Origin of the sequence: Nonomuraea sp. MG754425 (genome assembly GCF_021699195.1) — a bacterium.
Taxonomy (GTDB): Bacteria; Actinomycetota; Actinomycetes; order Streptosporangiales; family Streptosporangiaceae; genus Nonomuraea.
Genome location: NZ_SSXE01000093.1, coordinates 51,634 through 65,695 on the forward strand (window position 1 = coordinate 51,634; position 14,062 = coordinate 65,695).

Annotated in this window: 13 protein-coding genes; 4 read left to right on the forward strand and 9 right to left on the reverse strand. The window is 72.6% G+C overall.

Annotation, left to right across the window (positions count from 1 at the left end):
- Positions 1-203: 203 nt before the first annotated feature.
- Together FAF44_RS29165 and FAF44_RS29170 are read right to left on the reverse strand one after the other, a co-directional pair.
- Positions 204-896, reverse strand: coding sequence for a response regulator transcription factor (locus FAF44_RS29165; protein ID WP_237106499.1), 693 nt, complete (start codon positions 894-896; stop codon positions 204-206).
- A complete protein-coding gene (locus tag FAF44_RS29170; RefSeq protein WP_237106500.1) occupies positions 893-2,104 on the reverse strand; it encodes a sensor histidine kinase in 1,212 nt (403 codons plus the stop codon). The genes FAF44_RS29165 and FAF44_RS29170 overlap by 4 nt, the downstream gene beginning before the upstream one ends.
- Positions 2,105-2,258: 154 nt before the next feature.
- Between FAF44_RS29170 and FAF44_RS29175 the strand changes: the two genes are divergently transcribed.
- From FAF44_RS29175 to FAF44_RS29185, 3 genes are all read left to right on the forward strand, one after another.
- The gene (locus FAF44_RS29175; RefSeq protein WP_237106501.1) at positions 2,259-2,687 is read left to right on the forward strand and encodes a hypothetical protein; all 429 of its coding nucleotides are present in this window, start codon (positions 2,259-2,261) and stop codon (positions 2,685-2,687) included.
- Entirely contained in the window at positions 2,684-4,219 is a 1,536-nt protein-coding gene (locus FAF44_RS29180; RefSeq protein ID WP_237106502.1) for a multicopper oxidase family protein, read from the forward strand. Before FAF44_RS29175 ends, FAF44_RS29180 begins: the two co-directional genes overlap by 4 nt.
- 129 nt (positions 4,220-4,348) lie before the next feature.
- The gene (locus tag FAF44_RS29185; protein WP_237106503.1) at positions 4,349-5,215 is read left to right on the forward strand and encodes a fumarylacetoacetate hydrolase family protein; all 867 of its coding nucleotides are present in this window, start codon (positions 4,349-4,351) and stop codon (positions 5,213-5,215) included.
- Positions 5,216-5,221: 6 nt separating this feature from the next.
- Here the strand turns inward: FAF44_RS29185 and FAF44_RS29190 are convergent, their stop codons facing one another.
- From FAF44_RS29190 to FAF44_RS29220, 7 genes are all read right to left on the reverse strand, one after another.
- The gene (locus FAF44_RS29190) at positions 5,222-5,515 is read right to left on the reverse strand and encodes a hypothetical protein (protein ID WP_237106504.1); all 294 of its coding nucleotides are present in this window, start codon (positions 5,513-5,515) and stop codon (positions 5,222-5,224) included.
- Positions 5,516-5,520: 5 nt separating this feature from the next.
- Positions 5,521-6,414 carry a hypothetical protein gene (locus FAF44_RS29195; RefSeq protein WP_237106505.1) on the reverse strand — a complete coding sequence of 298 codons (894 nt, stop codon included), beginning with the start codon at positions 6,412-6,414 and terminating at the stop codon, positions 5,521-5,523.
- A 121-nt stretch (positions 6,415-6,535) separates the two neighbouring features.
- Positions 6,536-8,002 carry a sulfatase-like hydrolase/transferase gene (locus tag FAF44_RS29200; RefSeq protein WP_237106506.1) on the reverse strand — a complete coding sequence of 489 codons (1,467 nt, stop codon included), beginning with the start codon at positions 8,000-8,002 and terminating at the stop codon, positions 6,536-6,538.
- Positions 7,999-8,967 (reverse strand): aliphatic sulfonate ABC transporter substrate-binding protein, encoded by a 969-nt coding sequence (locus tag FAF44_RS29205; RefSeq protein ID WP_237106507.1) that lies wholly within the window; start codon positions 8,965-8,967, stop codon positions 7,999-8,001. Before FAF44_RS29205 ends, FAF44_RS29200 begins: the two co-directional genes overlap by 4 nt.
- A 29-nt stretch (positions 8,968-8,996) precedes the next feature.
- A complete protein-coding gene (locus tag FAF44_RS29210; protein WP_237106508.1) occupies positions 8,997-9,776 on the reverse strand; it encodes an ABC transporter ATP-binding protein in 780 nt (259 codons plus the stop codon).
- Entirely contained in the window at positions 9,773-10,582 is an 810-nt protein-coding gene (locus FAF44_RS29215) for an ABC transporter permease (protein WP_237106509.1), read from the reverse strand. Before FAF44_RS29215 ends, FAF44_RS29210 begins: the two co-directional genes overlap by 4 nt.
- A complete protein-coding gene (locus FAF44_RS29220; protein ID WP_237106510.1) occupies positions 10,579-11,823 on the reverse strand; it encodes an ROK family transcriptional regulator in 1,245 nt (414 codons plus the stop codon). The genes FAF44_RS29215 and FAF44_RS29220 overlap by 4 nt, the downstream gene beginning before the upstream one ends.
- Before the next feature lie 274 nt (positions 11,824-12,097).
- Here FAF44_RS29220 and FAF44_RS29225 point away from each other — a divergent pair.
- Positions 12,098-14,062 (forward strand): beta-galactosidase (locus FAF44_RS29225; protein ID WP_237106511.1); only part of this gene is annotated, 1,965 nt, incomplete at its 3' end.

The following is a 14,062-nucleotide window of genomic DNA, read 5'->3' on the forward strand; positions in this document are numbered from 1 at the left end:
GATAAACCGGATCCGCCGCACAGGCGAATTCGGGAAAGGCTTCGTGTTCCCGGGAGCGCCTCCGGGCGCGCACCGGGCACGGGAGGATGACACCGCCGTCGAAGGAAGGTGTTGTGATCGCGAGTGCCTGCTGACGGAACCTGGCGGGGGCTGCACCGCCTCCCCGCCATCGCCCTGTGGCTGCTGGTCTGGGCGCTGAACGCCTACGAGTTCCTGCTGGCCGTCTGACCGGCGGCGCCGGGCACCACGAGCCCCGACTCGTAGGCGAAGACCACCAGTTGGGCCCGGTCGCGCACCCCGAGCTTGATCATCGACCTGCTGACGTGGGTCTTGGCCGTGGCGACGCTGATCACCAGGTGCTCGGCGATCTCGTCGTTCGACAGGCCCCTCGCGACCAGGGCGACGATCTCGCGCTCGCGGCCGGTCAGCCGGTCCTGGCCGGGGGCGGGGACCGGGCGGGGCGGGGTGCTGACGTACTCCTCGATCAGGCGGCGCGTCACCGACGGCGACAGCAGCGCGTCGCCGCGCGCCGCCACCCTGACCGACTGCACCAGGTCGCCCGGCTCGATGTCCTTGAGCAGGAAGCCGCTGGCCCCGGCCCTGAGCGCGGCGAAGACGTACTCGTCGAGCGCGTAGTTGGTGAGGATCACCACGCGCACGTCGTTCAGCTCGGGGGAGCCGCCGATCCTGCGGGTGGCCTGGATGCCGTCGAGCAGCGGCATGCGCACGTCGAGCAGCGCCACGTCCGGCAGCAGACGCCCGGCCAGCTCCACGGCCTGTGCGCCGTCGCCGGCCTCGCCCACCACGGTGATGTCGTCGTTGAGTTCGAGCAGGGCGCGGAAACCGGCGCGGATCAGCGGCTGGTCGTCGGCCAGGAGGACTCTGATCGCCGTCACGCCGCCACCCCCGCCGGGAGCTCGGCGCGCACCGCGAAGCCGCCGTGCTCGCCGGGCCCCGCCGCCAGCAGGCCGCCGACGGCGACCGCGCGCTCCCGCATCCCGATCAACCCCATCCCCGGCCCGGCCGTTCCCGGCTCGCCGTCGTTCTCCACCCGCAGCACGACCCGCGACGGATCGTATTCGACGGCCACCGTGACCGCCGCCGCGCCCGCGTGCCGCAACACGTTGGTGAGCGCCTCCTGCGCGATCCGGTACGCGGCCCGGTCCACGTCGGGCGGCAGCGCGTACGGGTCGCCCGAGACCGAGTGCGTCACCCGCAGCCCCGCCCCCTCGGCCCTGGACACCAGGCGCGGCAGCCCCGACAGCCCGGTCTCGGCCCCTTCCGGCTCGCTCTGCCGCAGCACGCCGAGCGTGGCCCGCAGCTCGTGCATCGCCTCGTGGCCCGACTCCTTGATCGCGGCCAGCGCCTCCCCGATCCGCTCCGGCCTGCGCTCCAGCAGTTCCATCGCCAGCGCCGCCTGCACGTTGACCACCGAGATGCTGTGGGTGAGCGAGTCGTGCAACTCCTGGGCGATCCACAGCCGCTCCTCGCCGGCCCGGCGCAGCGCGGCCTCCTCCCTGGTCCGCTCGGCCTCCCGCGCGCGCTGCTCCACCGCCTCCGCCCGCTCCGCGAGAGCCTCCGCCCGCTGGGCCATGGCCTCGGCCCGCTGCGCCTCGGCCGTCGCGCGCTGCTCCACCTCCCGCAGGTAGGCGCGCCGGTTCCGGGTCACCTCGCCGATCACCACCATGGCCACCAGCCAGCCGCTCAGCAGCATCATCCAGTTCCCGGCCGCCGGGTCCTCCGCCGACAGCGCCATCAGCCCGTACACCGGCACGGCCAGGCCGATCGCCAGCCAGATCGCGTCCATCCGGCGGCCCAGCATGGCCAGCGTGTAGATCGAGGCCAGCGCGGGCGCGGCGACGAACACCCCCGGGTAGTGGGCCGCGTAGTAGACGACCCCGCCGGCCGCCGCGACGATCCCGGCCGCCAGCGGCGCGGTGCGCCGGAAGGCCAGTGACAGGGTCGTGATCAGGATGAGCGCCACGCCCGCCGGGTCGAGCGGACGCTCGCCGGGGCCGGTCCACGACAGGTTCGCGTACGTGGCCGGCATGATGGCCAGCAGGCTGCCCGCCGCGATGATCGTGTCCGTTCTGCGGGTGTTCATGCTCCATAAGGTAGGCGAGGGCTCCAAGCCGCACGTCATCCCCCTGACGTACGTTTCCGAGCCCGGAAGCCCCGTCGTACGTCCCCGGGCGTACGGGGTGGTGCCGTCCGGTGTGGGATGTGACCGGGGTGCCCGGCTCGGCAGCATTTCCGTCATGAGCTCCTCCGCCCCAACCCCTGCGCCACGTGCCTGGATCGTCTGGTCGCTGCGGCTGACGGCCACGTTCCACCTCGTGGGCGTGCTCGCGCAGGCCGCGCTCGCCGGGCTGTTCGTCACCGGCGACGTCGATCTGCTCGCCTGGCACCGCGACAACGCCGGCTACACCCACTCCATGCTCTACGCCCAGCTCGTGGCGGCCGTCCTGCTGTGGCGGCCCGGCAGGGGGGCGTGGTGGCCGGCGGCGGCCTCCCTCGGGCTGGTCGTGGTGGAGACGGTGCAGGTGGCGCTGGGGCAGTGGCGGGTGCTGGAGGGGCACTTCCCGCTCGGGATGGCGATCTTCGGCCTGTCGGCCGTCTTCACGGTCTGGACGTGGCTGGCCTTCCGCCGCCCCAGGAACTCGGCCGAGGTGGAGGGGACGGCATGAGGACGGGGAACCGGCGGGTCTCCAGGAGGGCGTTCCTCGGGGTGCTGGGCGGGGCCGGGCTGGCCGCCGCCGGGTGCGGCGGGCGGCGCGAGAGCTCGGGGGAGCTGCTGACCGGCCGGGCGCGCCTGCCCGAGCCGTTCACCGTGCCGCTGCCGATCCCCGAGGTGGCCCGGCCGGTCGGCCCCGGCCGGTACGAGGTGACGCAGCGGGTGGCGGCCGTCGAGATCCTGCCCGGCCTGCGTACCGAGGTGTGGGGGTACGGCGGGACCTTCCCCGGGCCGACGTTCGAGCTGCGGCGCGGCGTGCCCGCCACGATCAGCGTGCGCAACGAGCTGCCCGTGCCCACCTCCACCCACCTGCACGGCGGCGTCACCCCGCCCGGTTCGGACGGCTACCCGACGGACCTCGTCGTCCCGGCCGGTTACTCCGCGCCGCACGGCCACCCGGGCGAGGTGCGTCACGAGGTGCTGAAGGACTATCGCTACCCGGTGGAGCAGCGGGCCGCCACGCTCTGGTACCACGACCACCGGATGGACTTCACCGCACCGCAGGTGTGGCGCGGCCTGGCCGGGATGGCGCTGGTCCGCGACGACGAGGAGGACGCGCTGCCGCTGCCCAGGGGCGAGCGGGAGCTGCCGCTGATGATCTGCGACCGGGCCTTCGAGGAGGACGGCTCCTTCCGCTACCCCCAGACGCACGCGAGCGGGCATGGCGATGGGCACGGCGGGCACGGCGGGCCCGGCGGCGGGGCGTTCGCGCTGGACGCCGACTACATGGAGGGCGTCGAGGGCGACGTGATCCTGGTCAACGGCGCGCCCTGGCCGGTGGCCGAGGTGACGGCCACCCGGCACCGGCTGCGGCTGGTGAACGCCTCCAACGCCCGCAGGTACCGGCTGCGGCTGGCCCCCGGCGGCCGGTTCACGCAGATCGGCAGCGATGCGGGCCTGCTGGCCGCGCCCGTCGCGCACGACACGATCACGATGGCCCCCGGCGAGCGGTACGACGTCGTCGTGGACTTCTCCGCCTACCCGCCCGGCAGCGCGGTCACCCTGGTCAACACGCTGGCCGACGGCCCGGCGGGGAACGTGATGCGTTTCGTCGTCACCCGCCGCGCGCCCGACGACACCGCCGTCCCGGCGACCCTGTCGCGCCCGCCCGGCCGCCCGCGTCCGGTGACGTCCCGCACGTTCGACTTCCGCAGGACGGACGAGGTGTGGACGGTCAACGGCCACCCCTACCGGCCGGGGGTGCCGCTGGCCCGCCCGCGGCTCGGCACCGCCGAGATGTGGCGGCTGACCAGCGACTTCCACCACCCCGTGCACGTGCACCTGGCCCACTTCCAGGTGCTGGCCAGGAACGGCAGGCGACCGGAGGCCACGGACGCGGGCTGGAAGGACACGGTGGACGTGCGCCCGTACGAGGTGGTGGACGTGCTGGCCCGCTTCGACGGCTACCGCGGCCGGTACATGCTCCACTGCCACAACCTCGAACACGAGGACATGGCGATGATGGCCGACTTCGAGGTGGTCTAGCCGGACGATCTCGGCAGGAATGCCGGTCGCGGCCCTCCCGATCACCCCCGAAAAGCTATTAAGTTGCTCCTTAGGGGACAATTCATCGGATGACATGTGCCCCCTCGTCTGATGGAGCTAGGAGCAGGAATGCGGATCGTACGGTTCACCAGCCCTCTGACCAGCGCTGACGCAGTCGGAATCGACGACGGTGAGCAGGTGGTGGAGCTGACGGGCGTCACCGGCGTCGGCGAACTGCTCCGGCTGTCCTCCGATGAGCTGCGGGAGCGCTGCGCCGCCGCGGACGGGACCAGGCACCCCTCCGGGTCCGTGACGCTGCTGCCGCCCGTGGACGGGCGCATGGAGGTGTGGGCGGCGGGCGTCACCTACCGGCGCTCGCGCGAGGCGCGGGTGCTGGAGAGCGAGCGCGCCGCCGACGTGTACGAACTGGTCTACGACGCCGAGCGGCCCGAGCTGTTCTTCAAGTCGGTGGCCTGGAAGGTCGCCGGTGACGGCGGGCGCATCGCGGTGCGCGAGGACTCCGAGATCGACGTGCCGGAGCCGGAGCTCGGTCTCGTGCTGAACGCGGCCGGGGAGATCGTCGGCTACACGGTCGTGGACGACGTCAGCTCGCGCACCATCGAGGGCGTCAACCCGCTGTACCTGCCGCAGGCCAAGATCTACCTGGGCGGGTGCGCGGTGGGCCCGGCGATCAGGCCCGCGTGGGAGGTCGCCGATCCGTACGCGCTGGACATCTCGCTCAGCATCGCCAGGGACGGGGAGACGGTCTGGGACGGCAAGGCGAGCACCTCGCAGCTCAACCGCCGCCTGGACGACCTGGCCGGATACCTGTTCCGGGCCGACGTCTTCCCCGACGGCGCGGTGCTGGCCACCGGCACGTGCCTGGTGCCCGACCTGCCCTTCACACTCCAGCACGGTGACACGGTCACCATCGGCATCGGCGAGATCGGCACGCTGACGACCACGGTCGTGCGCGGCGTCCCCGACCTGACCTGACCGGCGCTACCGGGGGCCGGGTGCCCGGGCGGCGTCCTCGCGCAGCCGCCTGGCGCGACGGCGCAGGTTCTCGGCGGTGGCCAGGCAGGCGTCCTCGAGGTCGTCCAGTTCCCGGCGCAGCCTCAGCACCTGGGTGAGGTAGCGCTGCGCGGCCGGCCCCCGCCAGTACGGCTCGCACTCGACGGGCCCGGACGGGATGCCCTCGAACGCCTCCGGCAGCGCCCTGGCGTACCGCTGGAAGGCGGCGGCCAGCGACTCCTTGTCGGCGGCCGCGCGCAGCAACTGGTCCCTGGTCGGCATGGCACTCAGCCGCCGCCGATGCGCCGGACGGTCGCCCGCGCCCGCTCGCGCAGCCCCTCGGCCCCGGCGCCCGGCTCCAGCGCGGCGCGCAGGGCGGCGTCGAGCCCGGGGTCGCCGGCGGCGGCGGTCAGCAGGGTCGCGGCCTGGCCCGGGTGCCCGGCCAGGAACTCCTGGAACGCCACCGGGTTGGCGGCGAAGGCGGCGACGAGCCCGCCCAAGTCCCCGACCGGGCCGGGACGGTCGAGCAGGGCGAGCGCCACCCGGCCGAGGAACGTCCCGGACGGCCCGGCCAGCGAGACCAGGGCGGTGAGCACCTCCGCCGGGGCCGTCTCCGCCAGCGCGTGCCACTCGTCGCCGAGCCGCCCGGTGCGCTCGGCGCCGGCGAAGGCCCTGGCCAGCGGCGCGGCGTCCGCCTCGCCCAAGGGCGCGCCGGTCAGCAGGCGCAGGGCGCCGGTGAACGTCTCGGGGCCGAGTGCCGCCAGCAGCGCCGCCGCGTAGGCGGGGTCGCCGGCCTTCCCGACGGCGGCGGAGAGCGCCCGCGCCAGCGCCCGCGGGTCGTCGAGGGCCGCGCGCACGGCGGCGGCCGTGTCCTCCGCGTCCTGCCGGGCCTCGGACTCGGAGCCGAAGGGGAAGTCGGCGGTGAGCAGGCCGCGCTCGCGCACCGGCACGAGCTGCTCGGCGGTGTCGACGCGCCAGCGCAGGTCCTGCTGGGACTCGTGGAAGAAGGCCCACGCGCGGCGCACGGCCGTACTCCCTTGGTGGCCGGCCCAGTCGGGGCCCGCCTCGGCGATGGCCGCGTCGAGGCTCGGCCGGGTCCTGCCCAGGAATGCCTTGCCCGCCTCCATCCGGCGGATCAGCTCATGCGCGCCGCGGGGGTCGATCCCGACAAACTCCCCCATGAACCCTCCCAGAGGTCACTCTGCGGGAGTCAAGCACACCGGACACACCTGAGGAGACACGTTTCGCAGAACGGGAATCGGCCCCGGCGACTTCCGCCACCGGGGCCGACGGGCGTCCCGGTCAACCAGTGGGCTCCTTCTCGAAGGCGCTCAGCGTCGGGTCGTAGTCCGACGTGCCGATGTCGTACATCGGCGTCATCCAGTGGTAGAAGTTGTCGCCGCGGTCGCGCAGCAGGTCGTACAGCCTGCGCATGAGGCGGCGGCGGACGGGGGCCAGCTCCGGATGGGTGTAGCGGTTGCTCAGCTCGTGCGGGTCGGTGTGCAGGTCGTACAGCTCGTTGACCGACTCCGGGTTGACGACCAGCTTGTAGCGGTCGTCGCGGATCATGCGCTGCGGGTAGGGGAAGTGGTGGCCGTGGAACTCGGCGAGCAGCTCGCCAGGCCACTCCGGGTGCTCGCCGCGCACCAGCGGCACCAGGCTGCGGCTGTCCACGGCCGGCTTCGGGTCGCAGCCGGCCAGCTCCAGGATCGTCGCCGTGCAGTCGGTGAGCGTCACGAACTCCTCGCGCACCTGCGGCGGCGCGCCCGGGATCCGGACGATGCCGCAGATGCGGTAGATGTCCTCGTACATGGCCGGGCCCTTGTCGTGCAGCCGGTGGGCGCCGGTGAACTCGCCGTGGTCGGAGGTGAAGAACACCGACGTCCGGTCCGTCAGGCCCAGCTCGTCCATGCGGTCGAGGATGCGGCCGATCTGCTGGTCGATCAGCGTCACGTAACCCCAGTAGACCGCGATCAGCTTGCGGGTGACCTCGATCGGGATCGTGTCGAACGTCCAGTGGTCGCTGTAGTTGCGCTGCACCGGCGGCTTGCCCTCGAACGTCTCCGCGATCGACGGCGGCAGCTCGACCAGGCTCGGGTCGTACATGTCGAAGTACTCGTCCGGCAGCAGGTACGGCAGGTGCGGCCCGAAGAAGTGGGTGGCCAGGAAGAACGGCCTGCCCTCCGCCGCGTACCGCTCCATGTGCTCGATCGCCCGGGTCGCCAGGTAGTGCTCGAACGTCGCCTCGGCCGGCTGGTGCAGCCGCGCCGCCAGCAGGTTGCCCTGGTTGCCGTTCGGGGTGGTGCCCCGGATCAGGTCGGAGATCTGGTACGGCGGCAGCCCCCGCTCCTCCAGATAGGCCAGGTAGTCGGGGTGGTCGACCGGGTTGTGCCAGCCGGGCAGGTCGGGCCCGTCGAAACCGTACGACGCGGCGTTCCTGCTGGTGCCGCCGTGCCACTTGCCGATCAGCCCGAGGTTGTAGCCGCGCTCCTTCAGCGCCTCGGGGAAGGTAAAGGCGTCCTGACGCAGGTCCTCCAGATAACCGACGTTGCGCTCGTAGTTCGCCAGCAGCCGGTGCCGGAACGGGGCCTGCCCGGTGAGCAGGCTGGCCCGCGCCGGCGTGCAGATGGCCGTGGGCGTGTAGAACCGGTCGAACCGCGTCCCGGAGGCGGCCAGCCTGTCGAGGTTGGGCGTGGCCACGTGCGGGTTGCCGTAGCAGCCCAGGGTGTCGACGCGGTGCTGGTCGGTCATCAGGAACAGCAGGTTCACTTGGTGAAAGCCTTCGTGTAGAGGTCGCCGGTGTAGTACGTCGCGGGGTCGGGCCTGGACTTGAGCTGGCCGGTGCTGACGAAGAAGTCGCCCAGGCTGTTGAGCCACGTGGCCACGGTGCCGTCCTTGGTCTTGGCGACCAGATCCTCGGTGGTCATCACCTGGACGTTGGCCGCGTCCGCCTTGACCTTGGCCGCGTCCAGCTTGAGCAGGGACGCCGCCTCCGTGATCGACTCCTCGGGGTGCGCGGCCCGCCAGTCGTTGGCCTCCTGCAGCACCTTGATCACCTTGTCGGTGAGCCCGGCGTCGACCTGGGTGCCGCCGACGAAGGCGGTCGGGAACGAGTTCTCCGGCCACTGCCTGGTGCTGGCCAGCTCGGTCAGGTCCGGCACCTTCTGCTTGATGTTGTCGATCAGCGGGTACCAGATGCCGGCCCCGTCGATCTGCCCGGCGACGAAGGCCGAGACGACCGTGGCCGGGTCCATGGGCACCTTCTCGATGTCCGTGGCGCTCATGCCGGCCTTCTGCAGCGCCAGGTTGAGCACCATGTCACCGGACGTGCCCTCCGGCACGCCGACCTTCTTGCCCTTCAGGTCCTGGATGCTCTTGACGCCGGGCCGGCCGATGACGCGGTCGGCGTAGGCGAGCGTGTTGATCGCGACGACCTTGGCCTTGCCCGTGGCGGGCAGCCACATCGCCCCCGGGCCGATGTAGCCGAAGTCGAGGTCGCCGGCGCCGAGCGCCTGGATCTGCAGCGGCCCGTTCGTGAAGACCTTGATCTCGGGGGTGAGACCCTGCTTCTCCCACAGGCCCTGCTTCTGGGCGATCGCGAGCAGGCTCGCGCCGTTGTAGTCGCTGATGTAGCCGAACCGGACCGTGGAGCCGTCGTCGGAGCAGGCGGTCACGGACAGTGCGAGCAGGCTCACCGCCGTGGCGGCCGTCAGGGCGCGGCGAAGGATACGCATGGCGGATCAGTCCTTTCTGGAGGGGTTCGCTAGGCCGCGGGTACGGCCGGAGCCTGGTGGTAGACGGCGTGCCAGACCTCGTTGCGGATGCGTCCGAACTCGGGCGACAACCGCATCTCCTCGGTCCTCGGGTAGGGCAGGTCCACGTCGATGACCTTGTGCAGGCGGCCTGGCCTGGCCGCCATCACGATCACGCGCCGGGCGAGGTAGACGGCCTCGTCCACGTCGTGCGTGATGAACATGACCGTGCGCTGCTCCTGGCTCCACGTGTCGAGGAGCTGGTCCTGGAGCTGCACCCGGGTCAGCGCGTCGAGCGCGCCGAACGGCTCGTCCATGAGCAGCACCTGCGGGTCGACCGCGTACGCGCGGGCGATGGCGCAGCGCTGCTTCATGCCGCCGGAGAGCGTCTTGGGCAGCGCGTCGGCGAAGTCGGCCAGCCCGACCAGCTCGATCGCCCGCCCGGCCCGCCGCCGGCGCTCCTCGGCGGGCAGGTTCATCAGCCTGAGCCCGAACTCGACGTTCTTGCGCACGCTCAGCCAGGGGAACAGCGCGTACTGCTGGAAGATCACGCCGCGGTCGGGGCCGGGGCCGCCGACCGGCGCGCCGTCCACCAGCACCGCGCCCGAGGTGGGTTCGACCAGGCCGGCGGCCATGCTCAGCAGCGTGCTCTTGCCGCAGCCGGAGGGGCCCACGACGGTGACGAACTCGCGGTCGGCGATGTCCAGCGACACGTGGTCGAGCGCGGTGAAGGTGCCCTCCTTCATCGGATAGGTCTTGACGACGTCCCTGAACGAGATCTTGGCGTTCAACGGCGCTCCTGCCAGTTGGTGAGGCGGCGCTCGGCGAGCAGCAGCAGGCGGTCCATCAGCAGGCCGAGCACGCCGATGGCGATCAGGCCCACGAAGATGGTGGACAGGTCGTAGTAGAGCTGGGCCTGCTGCATCCGGAAGCCCAGCCCCTCCTGGGCGGCGATCAGCTCGGCGGCGACCAGCGTGCCCCAGGCCGAGCCGAGCCCGACCCGCATGCCGACCAGGATGAACGGCGTCGAGGCGGGCACCACGACCTTGAGGAAGATGGTGCGGTCGGAGGCCCCCAGCACGCGGGCGGCGTTGATCAGCGTCCGGTCCACGTCCACGACGCCCTGGAAGGTGGACACGACGCTGGACAGGAACGACGCCAGGAAGATCACGAAGACCTTCGGCACCTCGCCGATGCCCAGGAGCACGATGGCCAGCGGGATGATCGCCAGCGGCGGGATGGTGCGGAAGAACTGCACGTACGGCTCCAGCAGGCCGCGCGCGGTGGCGTACCAGCCCATCAGGAAGCCGACCGGGATGGCCAGCAGCGTGCCGAGCAGGAAGCCGATCAGCACCCGGCGCAGGCTGGCCAGCGTGTCCGTCAGCAGGGTCCCGTCGGCGATCAGCTCGCCCGCCTTGGCCGCCACTTCGAGCGGTCCCGGCAGGCCCTGCACGCCGATCGTGGCCAGCAGGGTCCACACGGCCAGGCCGATGACGACGGCGACCAGGTTGAGTGCGATGGCGCGTCGCGAGCGCCTGGGGCCGCGCCGGGCGGTCCGCGCCGCCGGCGATTTGCCCAGCGCGGTGAGCTGGGTCATCGAAGCTCCTTGTCGGGGGTCGGGTCCTGCGCGAGATCCGGGCCGGCCGGATAGCGGGAGAGCAGGGGGGATTCGTGCAGCACCAGGGCGATGCCGCCGAGGGCGCCCGCGACCTCGCCGAGCGTGGCGCGGCGCAGGCTCACCCGGTGCCGGGAGACCGGCATGACGTGGTCGTGCAGGGCCCGCTCGATCGGCCCGGCCAGCGCTGCGCCGGTCTCGGCGAGCTCGCCGCCGATCACGATGACGCTGGGCCCGATGGCGTTGCACAGGGCCGCGAGCACCTCGCCGATCCTGGTTCCGACGCCGTCCAGCAGGGTGAGCGCGGTCGGCTCGCCCGCCCGGACCGCCTTGACCAGTTCGGGCACGTCCGCGGCCCGGCCGCCGGCGGCGCGGAAGGCGTCCAGCACGGCTCTGATCGAGGCGACGGTCTCCAGGCAGCCGGTGCCGCCGCAGTCGCAGCGCGCGCCGCCGGGCTCGACCGTGATGTGGCCGAACTCGCCGGACAGCCCGTACGCGCCGCGGTGCAGCGAGCCGCCCACCACGAGGCCGCCGCCGACGCCGTGGGACAGGCGCAGGTACAGGACGTCCTGGCCGCCGGCGGCGGCGCCCCAGATGGACTCGCCCAGCGCGGCCAGCCGGGTGTTGTTGTCCAGCAGCACCGGCACGCCGAACCGCTCGCGCAGCAGCATCTGTGCGGGATGCGGCGCGACGCCGCCGTCCGGTTCCGTGCCGGGGTGCGCGGCGTCGTACGCGGCCCGCGAGCCGACCACGCCCACCACGCCGACGCCGATCGCGTCGAGCGCGCCCAGCCGCAGCGCGCCCGCGCCGGTGCCGGTGAGCGAGCCGACGAGCCGCGCGGCCAGCTCGACCCGCTGCTCCCACGGCAGGTCGGCGTCGTGCGGCTCGCTGGCCGAGCCGACGACCTCGTGCGCCAGGTTGACGGCGGCGACGTGCAGCGCGCGGCGCGCGAAGTCGATGCCGATCGCCTGGCCGGCGTCGGGGTTGAGGGTCAGCGTCTCGGCGGGCCGGCCCCGGCCGCGCGGGGCTTCCTGCGGCGTGGCGGTGACCACCGCGCCGCCGGCGACGAGCGCGGCGAGGATGTCGTAGAGGGTCGTACGGGACAGCCCGCACCGTTTGCCCAGCTCGCCCCGGCTGAGCGGACCGTGCTTGCGCAGCAGCCCCAGCACGAGCTCTTCGTGCCCACGCCGGAGTTGTGACAGGGGGCCACGGGGTTGTGACATGACGGAGAGTCTGCCTACGCCCGGTGTTTTTCGTCAATAACCCGGAAAAAAACGTACCCGTCCTGACATCAGGGCTGTGAGCTGCGACGATACCTCTGTGGGCGGTTCCGCGCGACTCGTAACGTTCCCGTAACGGGACAGGTCCGCCGGGACGCCGCGCGGGCCGGGGGAGCGGGGGCGCAGCCGCTCGCGGCGATCTCATTGACTTTTGTTTGGATGATCCCCAAATTAAGGGGGTCGCGTGCCGTCCGAGCCCACCCCCTGGAAGGCGACCATGAGGCGCTTGCTCTCGGTGCTCCTGGCCCTGCTCCTGACCTGCGCGGCCCTCGTCGCGCCCGCACGGGCCGGCGCCGCGCCCGAGGTCACCTACGACCGCTACTCCCTGACGGTGGACGGCCGCAGGATCGTCCTGCAGTCGGCCGAGTTCCACTACTTCCGGCTGCCCAGCCAGGAGCTGTGGCGGGACGTGATGGAGAAGTTCAGGGCGGCCGGGTTCAACGCCGTCTCGCTCTACTTCTCGTGGGCCTACCACTCCCCGTCGCCCGGCGTGTACGACTTCACCGGCGTGCGTGACGTGGACCGGCTGCTGCGCACCGCCCGCGAGGCCGGGCTGTACGTGATCGCGCGGCCGGGGCCGTACATCAACGCCGAGAGCACCGGCGGCGGCTTCCCCGCCTGGCTGAAGACCGTGCCGGGCCGGGCCCGCAGCAGCGAGCCCGGCTACCAGGCCGCCTACCGCGAGTGGCTGCACCGGATCAACCCGATCCTCGCCCGCCACCAGGTCACGAACGGCGGCCCGGTGATCCTCTACAACGCCGAGAACGAGTACCAGGTCAACACCGACGCCGCGTACATGCAGGACATCCAGCACCAGGCCAGAGCGGACGGCATCGTCGTGCCGATCACCACCAACGACTGCTGCGACGCCGGGAGCTGGAGCTCGACCTGGGCGAGCGGGCCCGGCGCGGTGCAGATCCCGGGCGTGGACGACTACCCGCAGTCGTTCGAGTGCGCGACCCCGGACCTGTGGGGCCCCTGGGGCGAGGGCCTGACCGAGAAGCTGCGCGACGACATCCCCGTCTTCGCCGCCGAGTACCAGGCCGGGGCCATCGACCTGAACAACGCCGGTTACGACAGGTGCCGCGAGCTGACCGGCCCCGCCTTCATGAAGTTCTTCTACAAGAACAACCTCATGCAGACCGGCGCCACGATGTTCTCGTACTACATGGGGTACGGCGGCACGAACTGGGGCTGGCTGGCCCAGCCCAACGACGTCTACACCTCCTACGACTACGGCGCCGCGATCACCGAGGCCAGGCGGCTGACGCTCAAGTACGACGAGTTCAAGCGCCAGGGCTACTTCCTGGAGGCGGTCACCCCGCTCGCCAAGACCGACGCCGTCGCCTCGCCCGCCGTCCCGGACGCCGCCGCCCTGACCACCGTCGCCCGCGCGAACCCCGACACCGGCACCCAGTTCGTCCTGCTCCGGCACACCGACCGGGCCGCGACCGGCACCGACACGGCCACCCTCGACTGGGCCGCGCCCGACGGGCGGTACCAGCTCCCCGCGCAGGTCAAGGGGCGGGACGCGCACGTGCTGGTGGCCGGGTACGACCTGGGCGGGCAGCGGCTGGCCGTGTCCACCTCCGAGATCCTCACCCACGCCGCCATCGGCGGACGCGACGTCGCGGTCCTGTACGGCACCGCCGGCTCGCCCGGGGCGACGGTCCTGCGCTACTCCTCCGAGCCGGTGGTCAGGGTGCTCGAAGGTTCGGTGCTCGCCTCCTACGGCGGCGGCGACCTGCGGCTCGACTACACGCACGAAGGGCTGGCGCGCGTGCTCGTCACGGGCGGCGGGCGGCGGCCGTCGCTGCTGCTGATCGGCACGGACGAGGAGGCGGCGCGCTTCTGGCGGGCCTCGACGGCGGCGGGCCCGGTGCTGGTGCGCGGCACGGAACTGGTCCGCTCGGCCGAGTCGCGGGGCGACGTCGTGCGCCTGGCGGCCGACACGGTCGCCGGGCAGGTGGAGGTGTTCGCGCCCCCGTCGGCCCGGCGGGTCGAACTCGGCCGCAGCACCGGCCAGAACGCCAAGCCGGCCACCATGCCCGCGGCCGGGCAGGGCGCCGGGCCGAGCGCCGAGCCGAGCGCCGGGCAGGGTTCTGGCCAGGGTGTCGGGCAGGGTGTCGGGCAAGGTGCGGGGCAGGGTGCCGGGCAAGCCGTCGGGGGGAGCGTCGGGCAG